This is a genomic window from uncultured Roseobacter sp., from assembly GCF_947491795.1.
Lineage (GTDB): Bacteria > Pseudomonadota > Alphaproteobacteria > Rhodobacterales > Rhodobacteraceae > Roseobacter.
Window position 1 is genome coordinate 61,312 of record NZ_CANLKW010000001.1, and the last position, 13,300, is coordinate 74,611.

13 protein-coding genes are annotated in these 13,300 nt (G+C 62.2%); 5 read left to right on the plus strand and 8 right to left on the minus strand.

What is annotated here, in order from left to right; translation table 11 throughout:
- Positions 1 to 233 precede the first annotated feature (233 nt).
- Positions 234 to 2,921 carry an aconitate hydratase AcnA gene (gene acnA / locus Q1A34_RS00335; RefSeq protein WP_300029171.1) on the minus strand — a complete coding sequence of 896 codons (2,688 nt, stop codon included), beginning with the start codon at positions 2,919 to 2,921 and terminating at the stop codon, positions 234 to 236.
- Between the two features lie 227 nt (positions 2,922 to 3,148).
- On the opposite strand from acnA, the gene Q1A34_RS00340 reads away from it, so the two are divergent.
- Complete coding sequence (locus Q1A34_RS00340; RefSeq protein WP_300029174.1) at positions 3,149 to 3,847, plus strand: thioredoxin family protein; 699 nt, start codon at positions 3,149 to 3,151, stop codon at positions 3,845 to 3,847.
- Here Q1A34_RS00340 and Q1A34_RS00345 read toward each other — a convergent pair whose 3' ends face one another.
- From Q1A34_RS00345 to purB, 5 genes are all read right to left on the minus strand, one after another.
- A complete protein-coding gene (locus tag Q1A34_RS00345; RefSeq protein WP_300029178.1) occupies positions 3,848 to 4,732 on the minus strand; it encodes a lysophospholipid acyltransferase family protein in 885 nt (294 codons plus the stop codon).
- A gap of 205 nt (positions 4,733 to 4,937) precedes the next feature.
- The gene (locus Q1A34_RS00350; RefSeq protein WP_300032290.1) at positions 4,938 to 5,999 is read right to left on the minus strand and encodes a FliG C-terminal domain-containing protein; all 1,062 of its coding nucleotides are present in this window, start codon (positions 5,997 to 5,999) and stop codon (positions 4,938 to 4,940) included.
- A gap of 70 nt (positions 6,000 to 6,069) precedes the next feature.
- Positions 6,070 to 6,591: a hypothetical protein gene (locus Q1A34_RS00355; protein WP_300029181.1), complete on the minus strand. Its 522-nt coding sequence runs from the start codon at positions 6,589 to 6,591 to the stop codon at positions 6,070 to 6,072.
- 102 nt (positions 6,592 to 6,693) lie between these two features.
- Positions 6,694 to 6,855 carry a hypothetical protein gene (locus Q1A34_RS00360; protein ID WP_300029184.1) on the minus strand — a complete coding sequence of 54 codons (162 nt, stop codon included), beginning with the start codon at positions 6,853 to 6,855 and terminating at the stop codon, positions 6,694 to 6,696.
- 101 nt (positions 6,856 to 6,956) lie between these two features.
- A complete protein-coding gene (gene purB / locus Q1A34_RS00365) occupies positions 6,957 to 8,261 on the minus strand; it encodes an adenylosuccinate lyase (protein WP_300029187.1) in 1,305 nt (434 codons plus the stop codon).
- An 86-nt stretch (positions 8,262 to 8,347) separates the two neighbouring features.
- Between purB and Q1A34_RS00370 the strand changes: the two genes are divergently transcribed.
- The 3 genes from Q1A34_RS00370 to Q1A34_RS00380 all read left to right on the plus strand — a co-directional run bounded on the left by Q1A34_RS00370 (position 8,348) and on the right by Q1A34_RS00380 (position 9,760).
- Complete coding sequence (locus Q1A34_RS00370; protein ID WP_300029190.1) at positions 8,348 to 8,683, plus strand: hypothetical protein; 336 nt, start codon at positions 8,348 to 8,350, stop codon at positions 8,681 to 8,683.
- Entirely contained in the window at positions 8,673 to 9,080 is a 408-nt protein-coding gene (locus Q1A34_RS00375; protein ID WP_300029193.1) for a DUF6314 family protein, read from the plus strand. The genes Q1A34_RS00370 and Q1A34_RS00375 overlap by 11 nt, the downstream gene beginning before the upstream one ends.
- Positions 9,081 to 9,154: 74 nt before the next feature.
- A complete protein-coding gene (locus Q1A34_RS00380; protein ID WP_300029196.1) occupies positions 9,155 to 9,760 on the plus strand; it encodes a biotin transporter BioY in 606 nt (201 codons plus the stop codon).
- Positions 9,761 to 9,858: 98 nt separating this feature from the next.
- Here the strand turns inward: Q1A34_RS00380 and Q1A34_RS00385 are convergent, their stop codons facing one another.
- Positions 9,859 to 11,073, minus strand: a complete 1,215-nt coding sequence (locus Q1A34_RS00385; protein WP_300029199.1) for a bifunctional alpha/beta hydrolase/OsmC family protein — start codon at positions 11,071 to 11,073, stop codon at positions 9,859 to 9,861.
- A gap of 262 nt (positions 11,074 to 11,335) precedes the next feature.
- Between Q1A34_RS00385 and Q1A34_RS00390 the strand changes: the two genes are divergently transcribed.
- Complete coding sequence (locus Q1A34_RS00390) at positions 11,336 to 12,241, plus strand: SGNH/GDSL hydrolase family protein (RefSeq protein WP_300029202.1); 906 nt, start codon at positions 11,336 to 11,338, stop codon at positions 12,239 to 12,241.
- A 7-nt stretch (positions 12,242 to 12,248) separates the two neighbouring features.
- Here the strand turns inward: Q1A34_RS00390 and Q1A34_RS00395 are convergent, their stop codons facing one another.
- Entirely contained in the window at positions 12,249 to 13,139 is an 891-nt protein-coding gene (locus Q1A34_RS00395; RefSeq protein ID WP_300029205.1) for a DMT family transporter, read from the minus strand.
- Positions 13,140 to 13,300 lie beyond the last annotated feature (161 nt).

Below are 13,300 nucleotides of genomic sequence, written 5' to 3' on the forward strand. Positions count from 1 at the left end.
GTGACACTGTTAAGAACATTTATGGACCGGGGCATAACTTTAATGAAACGTTAAGCCAATGCAAAAAACGGTGTACTAAACTGATGGTTGCGCTGTTCCGCAGCGTCACCTGCTCACTACATGTCTGGATTGAGTATCTGCACAGTTTTTGAGCACATTTCAGACACAATTGGCCAGAAAAAACCCCCGGCGCTTTGAGGCACCGGGGGCTGGTTCATCCGCTAAGCTACTGATCAGGCAGCCTGGGCAAGGTTCCGCAGCACGTAATGCAGCACGCCACCGTGTTCGATGTATTCGATCTCAATTGCGGTATCGATGCGGCATTTCAAAGTGATTTCCTTTGTGCTGCCGTCAGCCATTGTGATCGTGCAGGGCACTTCCTGCAGTGGCTGGATCGTATCCAGACCGCTGATCGAGACGCTCTCCTCGCCGGTCAGTCCAAGCGATTTGCGCGTGTCGCCACCAGTGAACTCAAACGGGATCACGCCCATGCCCACGAGGTTCGAGCGGTGGATGCGCTCAAAGCTTTCGGCGATGACTGCCTTGACGCCCAGGAGCGCTGTGCCCTTGGCGGCCCAGTCACGGCTGGAGCCGGCGCCATACTGCTCACCACCAAAGATCACCAGTGGCGTGCCAGCGTCCTGATAGGCCATGGCCGCGTCATAGATGGACGACTGGTTGCCATCGGGCCCTTTGGTATAGCCGCCCTCAACACCATCCAGCATCTCGTTCTTGATACGGATGTTGGCAAAGGTGCCGCGCATCATCACCTCGTGGTTGCCCCGGCGCGAACCGTAAGAGTTGAACTCACGCTGCGGCACCTGGCGTTCGATCAGGTACTGACCCGCCGGCGTGGTGTCCTTGAAGGAACCCGCGGGGCTGATGTGGTCGGTGGTGATCATGTCGCCCAGGATCGCCAGCACCCGTGCGTTGTCGATGTTGGAAATGGTGCCCGGCTCTTTGCCCATGCCCTGGAAATAGGGCGGGTTCTGAACATAGGTGGAGCTGACCGGCCAGTCATAGACTTTGCTGTCGGTGGTGCTGACGCCCTGCCATTTGTCGTCGCCTTTGAAGACGTCGGCATATTTGGTCAGGAAGGCTTCGCGTGTCACGGTCTCTTCGACCAGTTCTGCGACTTCCTGGCTGGAGGGCCAGATGTCTTTCAGGAAGACGTCATTGCCGTCCCTGTCCTGGCCCAGCGGCTCGGTTGTCAGGTCGATGTCGAGCGTTCCGGCCAGCGCATAGGCCACGACCAGCGGCGGAGAGGCCAGATAGTTGGCGCGCACGTCCGGGCTGATCCGGCCCTCAAAGTTCCGGTTGCCGGACAGGACGGATGTCGCGACCAGATCGCCCTCGGCAATTGCCTCGGAAAGTTCTTTCTGGATCGGGCCAGAGTTGCCGATGCAGGTGGTGCAGCCGTAGCCTACAAGGTTAAAGCCGATGGCATCCAGATCGTCCTGCAGACCCGCAGCTTCCAGATAGGCGGAGACCACCTGGCTGCCCGGGGCCAGCGACGTTTTCACCCATGGCTTGCGGTTGAGGCCCAGGGCGGCTGCTTTGCGCGCCACGAGGCCGGCACCGATCATCACATAAGGGTTCGACGTGTTTGTGCAGGATGTGATCGATGCGATCACGACCTTGCCCGATTCCATCGTGTAGTCCTCGCCCGCGACGGCAACCTCTTTGCCCATCGGGCGCTTGAAGCTCTCTGCCATTTCGCGCGTAAAGGCGGCTTTGGCATTGTCGAGGGCAACGTAATCCTGCGGGCGCTTTGGTCCGGAAATGGCCGGCACAATGGTGTTCATGTTGAGGTGCAGCGTGTCTGTGTAGACCGGTGCATAGCCCGCATCACGCCAGAAGCCGTTTTCCCTGGCATAGGCTTCAACCAGGGCGACGCGGTCTTCGTCACGGCCGGTGTTGCGCAGGTAGCGCAGCGTTTCGGCATCGATTGGGAAGAAGCCGCAGGTCGCGCCATATTCCGGTGCCATATTGGCGATGGTGGCACGGTCGGCCAGCGGCAGACGGTCGAGGCCCTCGCCGTAGAATTCGACGAATTTGCCAACCACGCCCTTGGCGCGCAGCATTTCGACGACCTTGAGCACCAGATCTGTGCCGGTCGTGCCTTCCATCATGGTGCCTGTCAGCTCAAAGCCGATGACCTCAGGGATCAGCATGGAGATCGGCTGGCCCAGCATCGCAGCTTCGGCCTCGATCCCGCCCACGCCCCAGCCCAGAACGGCGGCGCCGTTGACCATGGTGGTGTGGCTGTCGGTGCCGACCAGCGTATCGGGATATGCGACCTCTTTGCCGTTCTGGTCGGTATCGGTCCAGACGGTTTGTGAGAGGTATTCCAGGTTCACCTGGTGGCAGATGCCTGTGCCGGGGGGCACAACGCGGAAGTTGTTGAACGCTTTCTGGCCCCACTTGAGGAAAGTGTAGCGCTCCATGTTGCGCTCGTATTCGCGGTCCACGTTCATCTGAAAAGCGCGCGGGTTGCCAAACTCGTCGATCATCACCGAGTGGTCAATGACCAGGTCAACCGGGTTCAGCGGGTTGATCTTTTCCGCGTCACCGCCAAGGCTGATGATCGCATCGCGCATCGCCGCCAGGTCCACAACGGCCGGAACGCCGGTGAAATCCTGCAGCAGCACGCGGGCAGGGCGGTAGGCGATCTCGCGCGGGTTCTTACCCCCGTTGGCACCCCATTCCGCAAAGGCTTTGATGTCATCGGTTGTGACGGTCTTGCCGTCCTCAAACCGCAGCATGTTTTCCAGCACCACTTTCAGTGCTGCAGGCAGGTTCGAGAAATCACCCAGCCCGGCCGCGCTGGCCGCGGGTATGGAGTAATAGTCAACGCTCTGCGCGCCGACCGTCAGGGTTTTACGTGTCGATGAACTGTCGTGGCCGACTGTAATGGGCATGAAATGCTTCCTCTGGCTTGAATTGGATCATCACTGGATTGGCTGCTGAATGCCCCAAGGACCGGGTCAGATCAACTGAATTCAGCGTGCCCGCGTCAAAATGTATACCGTTGTGTACCAAAAATCGAAAGGATTCCTTCACCAGTCTCAAGAAACCTTGATTGGCGTTTCACCGATGCTGCCCATATGTCTTGGTCAGAGGCGGGGACAGTGCATCGGGGAATCACATGAAACGACTTTTTCAGGCTGTTGTCACATCATTGCTTCTGGCCGGACCGGTCTGGGCGCAGAACAGCCCGGTGGTGGTTGAACTTTATACGTCACAGGGCTGTTCTTCCTGCCCGCCTGCGGACGAGCTGTTTCATCAGATCGCGGATCGCGATGACGTGATCGCCCTGGCGCTGCACGTTGACTACTGGGATTACATTGGCTGGAAGGACGAGTTTGCAGATCCGCGCAACGCAGATCGCCAGCGCGCCTATGCCACGGTGGGGGGCCGGCGGTCCATCTATACACCCGAGATGATTGTGAACGGCACCACGGATATTGTCGGTGCCAAGGCGATGCAGCTGTCCGACGCCATCAACATGCACGGCGCGACGCCGTCACCTGTGCAGGTCACTCTGATCCGAGACGGCGACAGTGTGCGGATCAGTGCCAGCCCGCGTGCGGGCAGCTCTGTCGGCCGGTCGGTGGTGCACTTTCTGCGCTACATGCCGCGCAGAGAGGCGCGGATCACCCGTGGAGAGAACGCAGGGCGTACAATCGATTACGCCAATGTGACGCAGGACTGGAAAGTACTGGGCGAATGGGACGGTCGCGCGCCGATCACCCTGAGCGCGGACGCGGCGGGTGATCTGCCCGTGGTGGTTCTGGTGCAGGCGGGCGATATGGGCCCGATCCTGGGCGCTGCGCAGCTGCGTTGATCAGTCGGCGCGCCAGCGGCGGTGCACCCAGAACCACTGGCCCGGATCCGCCTCGACGCGGCGCGCCAGACTGTCGTTCAGATGCCGCGTCATTGTCAGCGGGTCTGTATGTGCTACGGGCGCTTCGAGGACCGTTTCAAAGCTAAGGCCGTCAGGTTTCCGGATACCGTAAAACGGGATCAGCAATGCGTCATAGCGCAGGCTGAGCTCTGCGGCGGAAAGTGCTGTCTGGGCGGGCTGACCCAGGAAATCGACGGCCGGTGCGTCGAAAACATGCTGATCAAAGAGCAGCACCAGTTGCCCGCCGTCGCGCAGATGCCGCACAAACCCCGCCGTGCCGCGCCGCCCCTGGGGGAAAACGGGGCCACCGAAAGCCTCCATCGTGCGGACGTAATGCGCGTTGAAATAGGGGTTTGCCATGTTGCGGTAGAGGCCGCCGATATTGTAGCCGCGCGCCACGAGAGCCGCGCGAACCGCCTCGTAGTTGCCATAGTGGCCGGTGACCAGAATGACGGGCCTGCCAGCGGCGCGGGCGTCTTCCAGCGCTGCGGCCCCCGGACCTTCGAGGGTATTGTCTGCAAGTCTTGTGGGGAAATCGCGGCTTGAATAGTTCTCGATAAAGGTGCGGCCCACGTTGTTGAGGCAGCGCGCGGCGATCCGGCGGTGCTCGTCCTGCCGGCGGTCGGGCCAGATGAGCGCGAGATTGTCCAGCGCCCTTGTCCGGTACCCGGCGACCGGCCCGACCACATGCTGCATGATCCATCCCACAAACCGGACCCGCACCGTATAGGGCAGCGCTAGGGCCACGCGTATCAGACCAACAATCGCGAGATTGCTGAGGTAGTGCCCTGCGCGTCTGGTGAATGGTGACTCTTGTGTGGACATGCCGGTGTCCGGACCCTCTCCCGTCTCCCGCTGACGTGCCTGGCGAAAAGGATCTGTCAACAGGGTCAGACATAAGGGGGGGCGCGGACAATCACAAGCCGGGCATGCGGTTTCGGGCCCCGTGCTCCCGGGGCAAGGGCCGAACCGCGTTCCCGTTTGTCAGGTATCAGCTGTCAGCAGTGCCGGAAAAGCGGGCGAGGGCGGTTCAGTCCCCGTCGTCCTCATCCACGATCATCAGCAGCTCACCCGCTGTCTCCATCTCACGGATGGCCTGGACGATCGCGGTCGTGGCCTCCTCCATTTCAGAGGCTTTGACCTTTTCACGCTCTTCGACGGATTCGCGCAGCTGATCCGCCATGCGCCCGGACATGTTTTCCAGAATAAAGGTCGCCGCGTCCTGGAAACCGGCCGCTTCGGCACCGGCCAGGGCGGTGACCAGAACATCCTGGTCGATCCCGCGAACAACCCGGGGGATATCGCGTGCAGCGATACGCTGGGGGATATTGCCAAAGGTAAAGATCGCCTTGCGCACCAGGTCGGCAAAACCGGCGTCGGATTCGTCCAGCCCCTCCAGCACGTCATCGCGGGTAACGGATGTGGTCGAGTTGAGGATGGCGCCCACACGCTCTACCGGGCCGCTGTCGAAGGCCTTGAGCGGTTCAGCATCGAGTTGTGAGGCCAGCGACAGGCCGATACGGTCCACGGCATCCGGCGTCACGGCGCTGGTCAGCGAAACGGCATAGGTAATGCGGCGCGCTTCAGGGCCGGGCAGGCGGCCCAGCAGATCGGCGGCATGTTTCACGTCAATCTTGGAGAGCATGACTGCGGCCACTTCGGTGCTCTCATTCTGCAGCACGGGCAGCAGTTTATCGGGCCCGAGCTGGCGCAGACGCTCCCAGGGGTCGCCATATTCGCGCACGCCTGCCTCTTTGCGCAGCCGCGCGGCGGTCTGCTTGGAGATCTTTCCCTCCAGCGCGTTCAGCGCACCGGCGATCCCGCCGCTGAAGGACAACCCCACGCTTTCAAGCTCATCAGAGAATTCGGCGACAACGCTGGACAGTGTGTCCCGGTCCACCAGGCGCATCGCGCCCATCTGCTGGGTCAGTTCTGCCTGCAGATCTTCTGGCAGATCCTCGAGCGGGATATCCGCGCCCTCGTTGATCAGCAACCGCACGACGATTGCTGCTTTTGCCTTGCGGCTTAACCGTGCCGGTGTTGCGCTGCCTGTTCCGCCCGGAAGGGTCGGGAACTGCGCCATGGGAACCATCTGAGTCATCTTTGCCCGCCTCTGTCTGTCTCGGAGACTATGGCGGGCAAAGGTAAATATATGACTGAAATCAGTAGCTGTATGTGGTCCCGGTCGCGATGGCGTTGCGCAGCGAGGTTTCGGACCACGTTCCGGCACCGCCATGGGCACGGATCGCTTTGAGCTGGGCAACCGCTTCCTGCACACGGCCTTCGGCGACAAATCCCTGACCCATATAGGAGCGCGCGAGAATATTGGCCGGGTCGGCGGCGATGGCCTGTTCATAGAACATGTTGGCCAGGGTCAGATTGCCCATCTTACGATGCGTGAAACCCATATAAGTCAGGCGTCCGGGGTCTGCCGGGTCCATCGTGTCCAGGACCTGCTGTGCGTCGTGGTAACGGCCCGCATAGGCCAGCTGGCGCACGGTCTGATAGCGTTCATCACGCTCCAGGCTGCTTTCCTGTGGCTGCACACATTTTTTCTTGTCCTCGTCATAGACCTTGGACCCGGTGCAGAAAACGGTGGTGGGCTTGGGGGGCTCGTCGCTGCCGCCACCGGCAGCAAAGGCGATGGTCGGGACGGACAGGGCCGCGGCTAACAGTAATCTCATTAAAATTCTCCTCATTAACAGTAACGGTGATCTTAGGGCACATGGTTAATGAGTAAAGGCGCACCGCAGCGGCGCGCCTTCACAATTTCGCGTGGCAGCTGATCAGCTGTTGATGCTGGTGGCCACACAGGTGCCGGAAGCTGCGTCATACACCGTACCATCCGCACAGGACATGGCCTGCGTGTCATAGTTGCACCCTTCTGCAAAGGCGAGTGCGGGTGTCAGGGCAAGAGCCAGCGCGGCGGCCAGGGTTCTGATCGTCATTGCGGGTCTCCTTTTACGAACATGAATAAACTTATGGTAGCATTGATCCACCACCGGTCAACAAAAACAGACCCAAGGGCCGGCGACAGCACGGGTCGTGCTCAGTCTTTGAACACCCGCGCAAAGATCGTGTCGACATGTTTGGTGTGATAGCCAAGGTCGAATTTCTCTTCGATCTCCGCAGGGCTGAGGGCTGCTGTCACATCCGCATCCGCGAGCAGCTCTTCTTTGAAATCCGTGCGGTGTTCCCAGACTTTGAGCGCGTTGCGCTGCACATAAGTATAGGCGTCCTCGCGGCTCACCCCTGCCTGTGTCAGGGCCAGAAGCACGCGCTGGCTCATCACCAGACCGGGGAATTTGTTCATGTTGTCGAGCATATTTTCAGGGAAGATCAGCATCTTGTCGACGACCGAGGTCAGACGCGCCAGGGCAAAGTCCAGCGTGATCGTGGCATCCGGCCCGATCATGCGCTCAACAGAAGAATGCGAGATGTCACGCTCGTGCCAGAGGGCGACGTTCTCCATCGCGGGGATCACGGCAGAGCGCACCATGCGCGCCAGACCGGTAAGGTTTTCGGTCAGAACCGGGTTTTTCTTGTGCGGCATCGCCGAGGAGCCTTTCTGGCCCATTGAGAAGAACTCCGCCCCCTCCAGCACCTCGGTGCGCTGCATATGACGGATCTCGGTGGCGATGTTTTCGATGCTGCTGGCGACAACGCCCAGTATGGCAAAAAACGCGGCATGACGGTCGCGTGGAATCACCTGGGTGCTGATCGGCTCGGGCGAGAGGCCCAGTTTCGCACAGACATGGTCCTCGACCGCCGGGTCGATATTAGCAAAGGTGCCAACGGCACCAGAGATAGCCCCGGTGGCAATCTCCTCGCGTGCGGTCTGCAGCCGTGTGAGATTGCGGTCCATTTCCGCGTAAAACCGCGCAAAGGTCAGGCCCATGGTGGTGGGCTCGGCATGAATGCCGTGGCTGCGCCCGATGCGGACCGTGTCCTTGTGCTCCAGCGCGCGGCGCTTCAGCGCGGCGAGCAGACCCTTCATGTCCTCAATCAGAATGTCCGCAGCGCGCGTCAGCTGGACGTTGAAACAGGTATCCAGCACATCAGACGACGTCATGCCCTGGTGCACAAAGCGCGCCTCGTCGCTGCCCACATGCTCGGCCAGGTGCGTCAGAAAGGCGATCACATCGTGTTTGGTCACGGCCTCGATCTCGTCAATGCGCGCGACGTCAAACTCCACGTCTCTGGCCTTCCAGACCGCTTCGGCGTTTTCCCGCGGGATCACCCCCAGATCGGCCATTGCGTCACAGGCATGTGCCTCGATCTCGTACCAGATGCGGAATTTTGTCTGAGGGCTCCAGAGGGCGACCATATCGGGGCGGGAATAGCGGGGGATCATGGGGAGAGTCCTTCATTTGCGATTGCGTCCGGGTTGAGGCGGCTCATAAACTGGCGCGGGATGCATCACAAGGCTGGAGCGGTGAAATGCATAAGGTATGGGCGGCACTGCTGTGCTTTGCCGCAGGGGGTGCCGCACTGGCAGAGGGCTGGACCCCGATGAGCGGGGAGGATATCGGCGTGGCCCTGACGGACCGCAAACTGCAATACACCAGCGCCTGGCAGGAATTCCGCGCTTCGGGCCGCACACTTTATAATGCAGGCGCGGACAGCTGGGGGTACTGGCGGGTCCAGGGCGATCAGTACCGCAGCCAGTGGCCGCCCTCTGATCTCTGGGCCTGCTACGACATGCAGCGCAGCGGTGACCGGTTGCGATTTGTGGGCCAGGGCGATGACATTACCGAGGCCGTCTATGCCGACTGAGGCGCGGGTTCTGGCGGATTTTCTGGGCCGCTGGTCGCTGAAAAAGACGATCCGTCAGGGCGACGGGCAAATGGCGGCCTTTGAGGGCACCGCCGTCTGGGTGCCGGAAGCAGACGGGGCGCTTTACACCGAGCACGGGACGCTGACGCTGGCGGGAACAGCGCCGCTGAGCGCGGAACGGCGATACCGCTGGAGCGCTGATCTGGACATATACTTTGACGACGGGCGGTTTTTCCACAGCGTGCCGCCGCAGGGCGGGCAGGCGGCGCACTGGTGCGACCCGGATCAGTATGACGTTGCCTGGGACTTTGCCGACTGGCCCGCTTTTTCTGCCCGCTGGACAGTCAAAGGGCCCCGTAAAGACTATGAAATGCACTGTTTTTACCGGCCCGGCTGACACAAGAGCCCTTGCACTGCCTGGGCTGGTGCGGCATTCAGACAGAAAGATTGTGCAACAGGAGACTGACATCCATGCAACTCACCGCCTCTCATTCCGTTCTGGCAGAGCTTTTCGGGCCCCGCGCGGGCGCTGCGCGCCTCGCTAAACAGGCCGTTCTGGTCGTCCTGGGGATCACGCTTCTGGCGGTTGCCGCCAAGATCAAAGTGCCGATGTGGCCGTCGCCTGTGCCAATCACCATGGGCACCTTTGCGGTGCTGACCATCGGTGCGGCCTATGGCGCGCGTCTGGGTCTGGCGACGATCATCGGCTATATGCTGATCGGCGCACTGGGTTATGACGTCTTTGCGGGCTCCTCGGCGGAGGCTGCAGGCCTGACCTATATGATGGGAGGCACGGGTGGCTATCTGCTGGGCTATGTGCTGGCCACGGTGACGCTGGGCGTTCTGGCCGCACGGGGCTGGGACCGCTCGGTGATGCTGATGGCGCTGGCCATGCTGATCGGCAGCGCGATGATCTATGTGCCGGGTCTGCTGTGGCTGGGTCAGCTTTACGGCTGGGACAAGCCGATCCTGGCATGGGGTCTGACACCCTTCCTGATCGGTGACGCGCTCAAGCTGGTGCTGGCTGCGCTGATCCTGCCCGCTGTCTGGAAACTGGTGGGCGACGCGCGCCGCTGAGCCGGCGCACAAACTGTTAAATTGCGAGGCGCGCCCCTGACGGGACGCGCCTCATTTCTTTTCCGGGCGGCGGCTGGGATGTGAGCCCCGGCGGCCCGTCAGTCTGCCAGTTCGGTGATCACGGTCGAGCTGCGTTCAAGCGTGCGGTGCACGGGGCATTTGTCCGCGATCTCCAGCAGCCGCGCACGCTGTTCGGGGCTCAGCGGTCCGGTCAAGGTGATGCGGCGCCGCCAGGTGTCGATCTTGTCGCCGACGGCGGTGCGCGCGTCCTGCGCGTGCACCTTGTCATGGGTCACATCCACCGAGATCCGCTCCACCGGCCAGCCTTTCTGGCGGGCGTACATGCGCAGGGTCATGGTGGTGCAGGCCCCGAGACCCGAGGACACCAGACCATAAGGCGAGAGCCCTTTGTTGCTGCCGCCATAGGCCAGCGGTTCGTCTGCCAGCAGGTGGTGGCCATCGCCGGAGGTGATGTCGGCCAGAAACCCGTCCGGGTCCGCTTCGGTCACGCGCAGCACGCCCTCGGGCGCGCCGGGGGGCGGGGCGGGGCGGCGCAGGTCCAGATAGCGCCCGGCCCAGGTGGCGATCAGATCGGCGGCGTATTCCGCGTCCTCGGCCCGGCTGACCAGGTGGTCGGCGGTATCGAGGGTGACAAAGCTCTTGGGGTGTTTTGCCTCAAGAAAAATGCGGCTGGCGTTGTCGATCCCGACAATGCTGTCGCCCGGCGCGTGCAGCACCAGCAGCGCGGCGTTCAGCCGGGGCAGAACCTGGGACAGCTCGGCGCTGGCCACATCCTCCAGAAACCCTTTTCCGATGCGGAAGGGCCGTCCGCCCAGCGAAACCTCGGCTGATCCTTTTACCTCGATCTCTGGCAGGGCGGTTTCGAAGTTATGCGTGACATGGCCTGGATCGGCAGGGGCGCCGATGGTGGCCACCGCGCGGATGGTGTCGAGCGCTGCTGCCGCCTTGAGCACCGCAGCACCGCCCAGCGAATGGCCGATGATCAGCGACGGCGTCATGCCGCGCCCGGTCAGAAAGGTGCTGGCCGCGATCAGATCCTGGACGTTGGAGGTAAAGGAGGTATTGGCAAACTCCCCCTCTGAGTGCCCCAGACCGGTGAAATCGAACCGCAGCACCGCAATGCCGATGGCTGCGAGCCGCGCGGCAATCCGGCGGGCTGCGGGGATGTCCTTGCCACAGGTAAAACAGTGGGCAAAAAGGGCGGTCGCAACGTGGGGTCCGTCCGGCAGGTCAAGCCGTGCGGCGAGGGCCGATCCATCGTGGCCGGTAAAGGTAATGCGTTCGGTGGGCATCTGGAAGCTCCTGTCTGTCCGTCCAGAGTGGGCTTCCCGCTGGCCGGTGACAAGGCCTGTGACAGCATTCTCACGCGGTCGTGCGCCAGGGCAGCGGTGCGGGCTGCAAACCTGTGTCCCGGCGGGGACAGTCATATTGCTAAAACCTCAAAGCGGATCACAGGCGCGTGTGGGGGCTTGTGCCCGCCGCCGCTGTGAACAGAATGCAGATAAGCGGATGTTTGCCGCCCGGAAAATGGCACGATACGGCGAAGGGGCCCCGATGAAGACAGAGCGCATGACACGACCGCGCAGATGGGCAGGCCCCTTGCTGGCGGCGGCACTGGCAGCGGGCGGCGTACCGGCCACGGCGGAACAATTCAGATCGCCCGATGTGCTGATCCTGGGCGACAGCCAGATTTCCTTTGGTGCGGGCTTTGCTTTTCTGGAGTTTTTCTCGGACATCATGGCCAGCTGCGCGCCGGACCGCCGCGAAAAGAAGGCGCTGAAAAAACTCGGGGATATGCGCGTGGGCGTGATCGGCGTGCGCTCGACATCGATCCATTCCTGGGTGGCGCGCAGCGGGGCGGCCAAAGGGGCCATCTGTGACGTGGACAAGAAATGGAAGGTGAACGCTGGCAGCTACGGCGTTCTGAACACAACGAAAAACCAGTTTGTGCAGATGGGGCAGGGGCGGAACTACCAGGTCTGCGAGCCGGGGCAGTCCGCCTTTGAGACGATGTTCGCGCCGGGGTACTATGATCCCAGCCTGCTGATCCTGACCTTTCTGGGCAATTCGGCCAAACGCTGGGCGGAAAACCCGGACCTGGCGCTGGCGGATGTGCGCGCGCTGGAACAGCATCTGCCGCGGGATCTGCCCTGTGTCTTTATGACAACCGCACCCGCACATACCCGCAAGGTGGAAAAGCAGCGCCTGGCGGCCCAGGCCAATATCAAACGCGCCTTTGTGCAGACCGGGAGCCGCTGTACCTTTGTCGAAGGGTCGACACCGGCGACGCTCAGGGCCAATCAGAGCACGAAGAGCTTTTTCCGCCAGCACAAGGACGGGCGGGTCAAAGACCCTTATCACCCCAACAAAAAGGGCGCGCGCAATACGCTGAAGCTGGAAATGGATAATATCTGCGAGGCGATTTTCACGGCCCTGGAGCCCAGACGCCCGCCGTCCTGAACCAGGCTCAGGCGGCGCGCTGCCCGCCGCGCCACATGATAAAGAGGCCCGCCAGCACAATGAGCGCCGAGCCCGTCAGCATATCGGGGCTGAGGCTTTCGCCAAAGACCGCCACGCCGAGCACAATGCCAAAGAGCAGGCGGGTGTAGCGGAACGGGGTGACGGCGGAAACCTCGCCCGTGCGCATTGCCTTCATTAGCGCGGTGTAGGCCAGCACACCACAAAGCACCGCAGCGCCCAGCAACAGACCGGTTGTGACATCAACGGGCACGGGTGCACGCATTTCCCACAGCGCATAGAGCAGGCCCGCGACGACGATCGCGAGGAACCCGTAGACGCCCAGAATATCAGTGCTCAGCGTCGCGGGGGCGGCCCGGCTGGCCAGATCGCGCCCGGCAAACCCGATCATGCCCAGCACCGCCAGCAGCGACAGGGGCGTGAAGCTTTCCGCCCCCGGCCGGATGATCACCAGCACCCCCGCGAGGCCCAGAAAAATGGCGCTCCAGCGCCGCCAGCCGACGGTCTCGCCAAAGAACAGCGCGGCACCGGCCACAACGACAAGCGGTGTGGCCTGCAGGATCACCGTGGCCGACGACAGCGGCGTAAGCACAATCGCCAGCACGTAAAAGAGCCGCCCGAACACTTCAAAAAAGGCACGGACACGCATGGGCGGGCCGAGCACATCCGGATGCCACAGCGCGATACCGCGCAGGCGCGCGAGACCCGCAAAAACCAGCGCGCCCCCGGCGCCGAAAAGCACCAGCACCTGGGCCAGCGGCAGGGTGGCAGCGGCCCCTTTCAGCAGCGCGTCCTCGGCGGCAAAGGCGGCCATGGCCCCCACCATCCAGAGGCTGCCGGTCAGGTTGGCGCGGCGCAGGGAAACAGAAGACTGGGACAAGGGGCATAATCCGGACAGCAGGCGCACATGGGCTCTGGCACCGGTCCTAAAGGTTCCGGCAGGGGCGCGCCACCGGCAACCGCCCGGGCATGAAAGAGGCGCAGATACCGACGTTGGGCAGGGTTGGCGCTCAGCGTCATGAAACGCCATAAAAACAAGGG

Coding starts and splice junctions, on each gene's coding strand:
- Q1A34_RS00340 (WP_300029174.1), top strand. CDS start 3,149: ATGAAACGACTTTTTCAGGCTGTTGTCACATCATTGCTTCTGGCCGGA.
- purB (WP_300029187.1), bottom strand. CDS start 8,261: ATGATCCCCCGCTATTCCCGCCCCGATATGGTCGCCCTCTGGAGCCCT.
- Q1A34_RS00360 (WP_300029184.1), bottom strand. CDS start 6,855: ATGACGATCAGAACCCTGGCCGCCGCGCTGGCTCTTGCCCTGACACCC.
- Q1A34_RS00390 (WP_300029202.1), top strand. CDS start 11,336: ATGAAGACAGAGCGCATGACACGACCGCGCAGATGGGCAGGCCCCTTG.
- Q1A34_RS00350 (WP_300032290.1), bottom strand. CDS start 5,999: ATGGTTCCCATGGCGCAGTTCCCGACCCTTCCGGGCGGAACAGGCAGC.
- Q1A34_RS00375 (WP_300029193.1), top strand. CDS start 8,673: ATGCCGACTGAGGCGCGGGTTCTGGCGGATTTTCTGGGCCGCTGGTCG.
- Q1A34_RS00345 (WP_300029178.1), bottom strand. CDS start 4,732: ATGTCCACACAAGAGTCACCATTCACCAGACGCGCAGGGCACTACCTC.
- Q1A34_RS00385 (WP_300029199.1), bottom strand. CDS start 11,073: ATGCCCACCGAACGCATTACCTTTACCGGCCACGATGGATCGGCCCTC.
- acnA (WP_300029171.1), bottom strand. CDS start 2,921: ATGCCCATTACAGTCGGCCACGACAGTTCATCGACACGTAAAACCCTG.
- Q1A34_RS00355 (WP_300029181.1), bottom strand. CDS start 6,591: ATGAGATTACTGTTAGCCGCGGCCCTGTCCGTCCCGACCATCGCCTTT.
- Q1A34_RS00370 (WP_300029190.1), top strand. CDS start 8,348: ATGCATAAGGTATGGGCGGCACTGCTGTGCTTTGCCGCAGGGGGTGCC.
- Q1A34_RS00380 (WP_300029196.1), top strand. CDS start 9,155: ATGCAACTCACCGCCTCTCATTCCGTTCTGGCAGAGCTTTTCGGGCCC.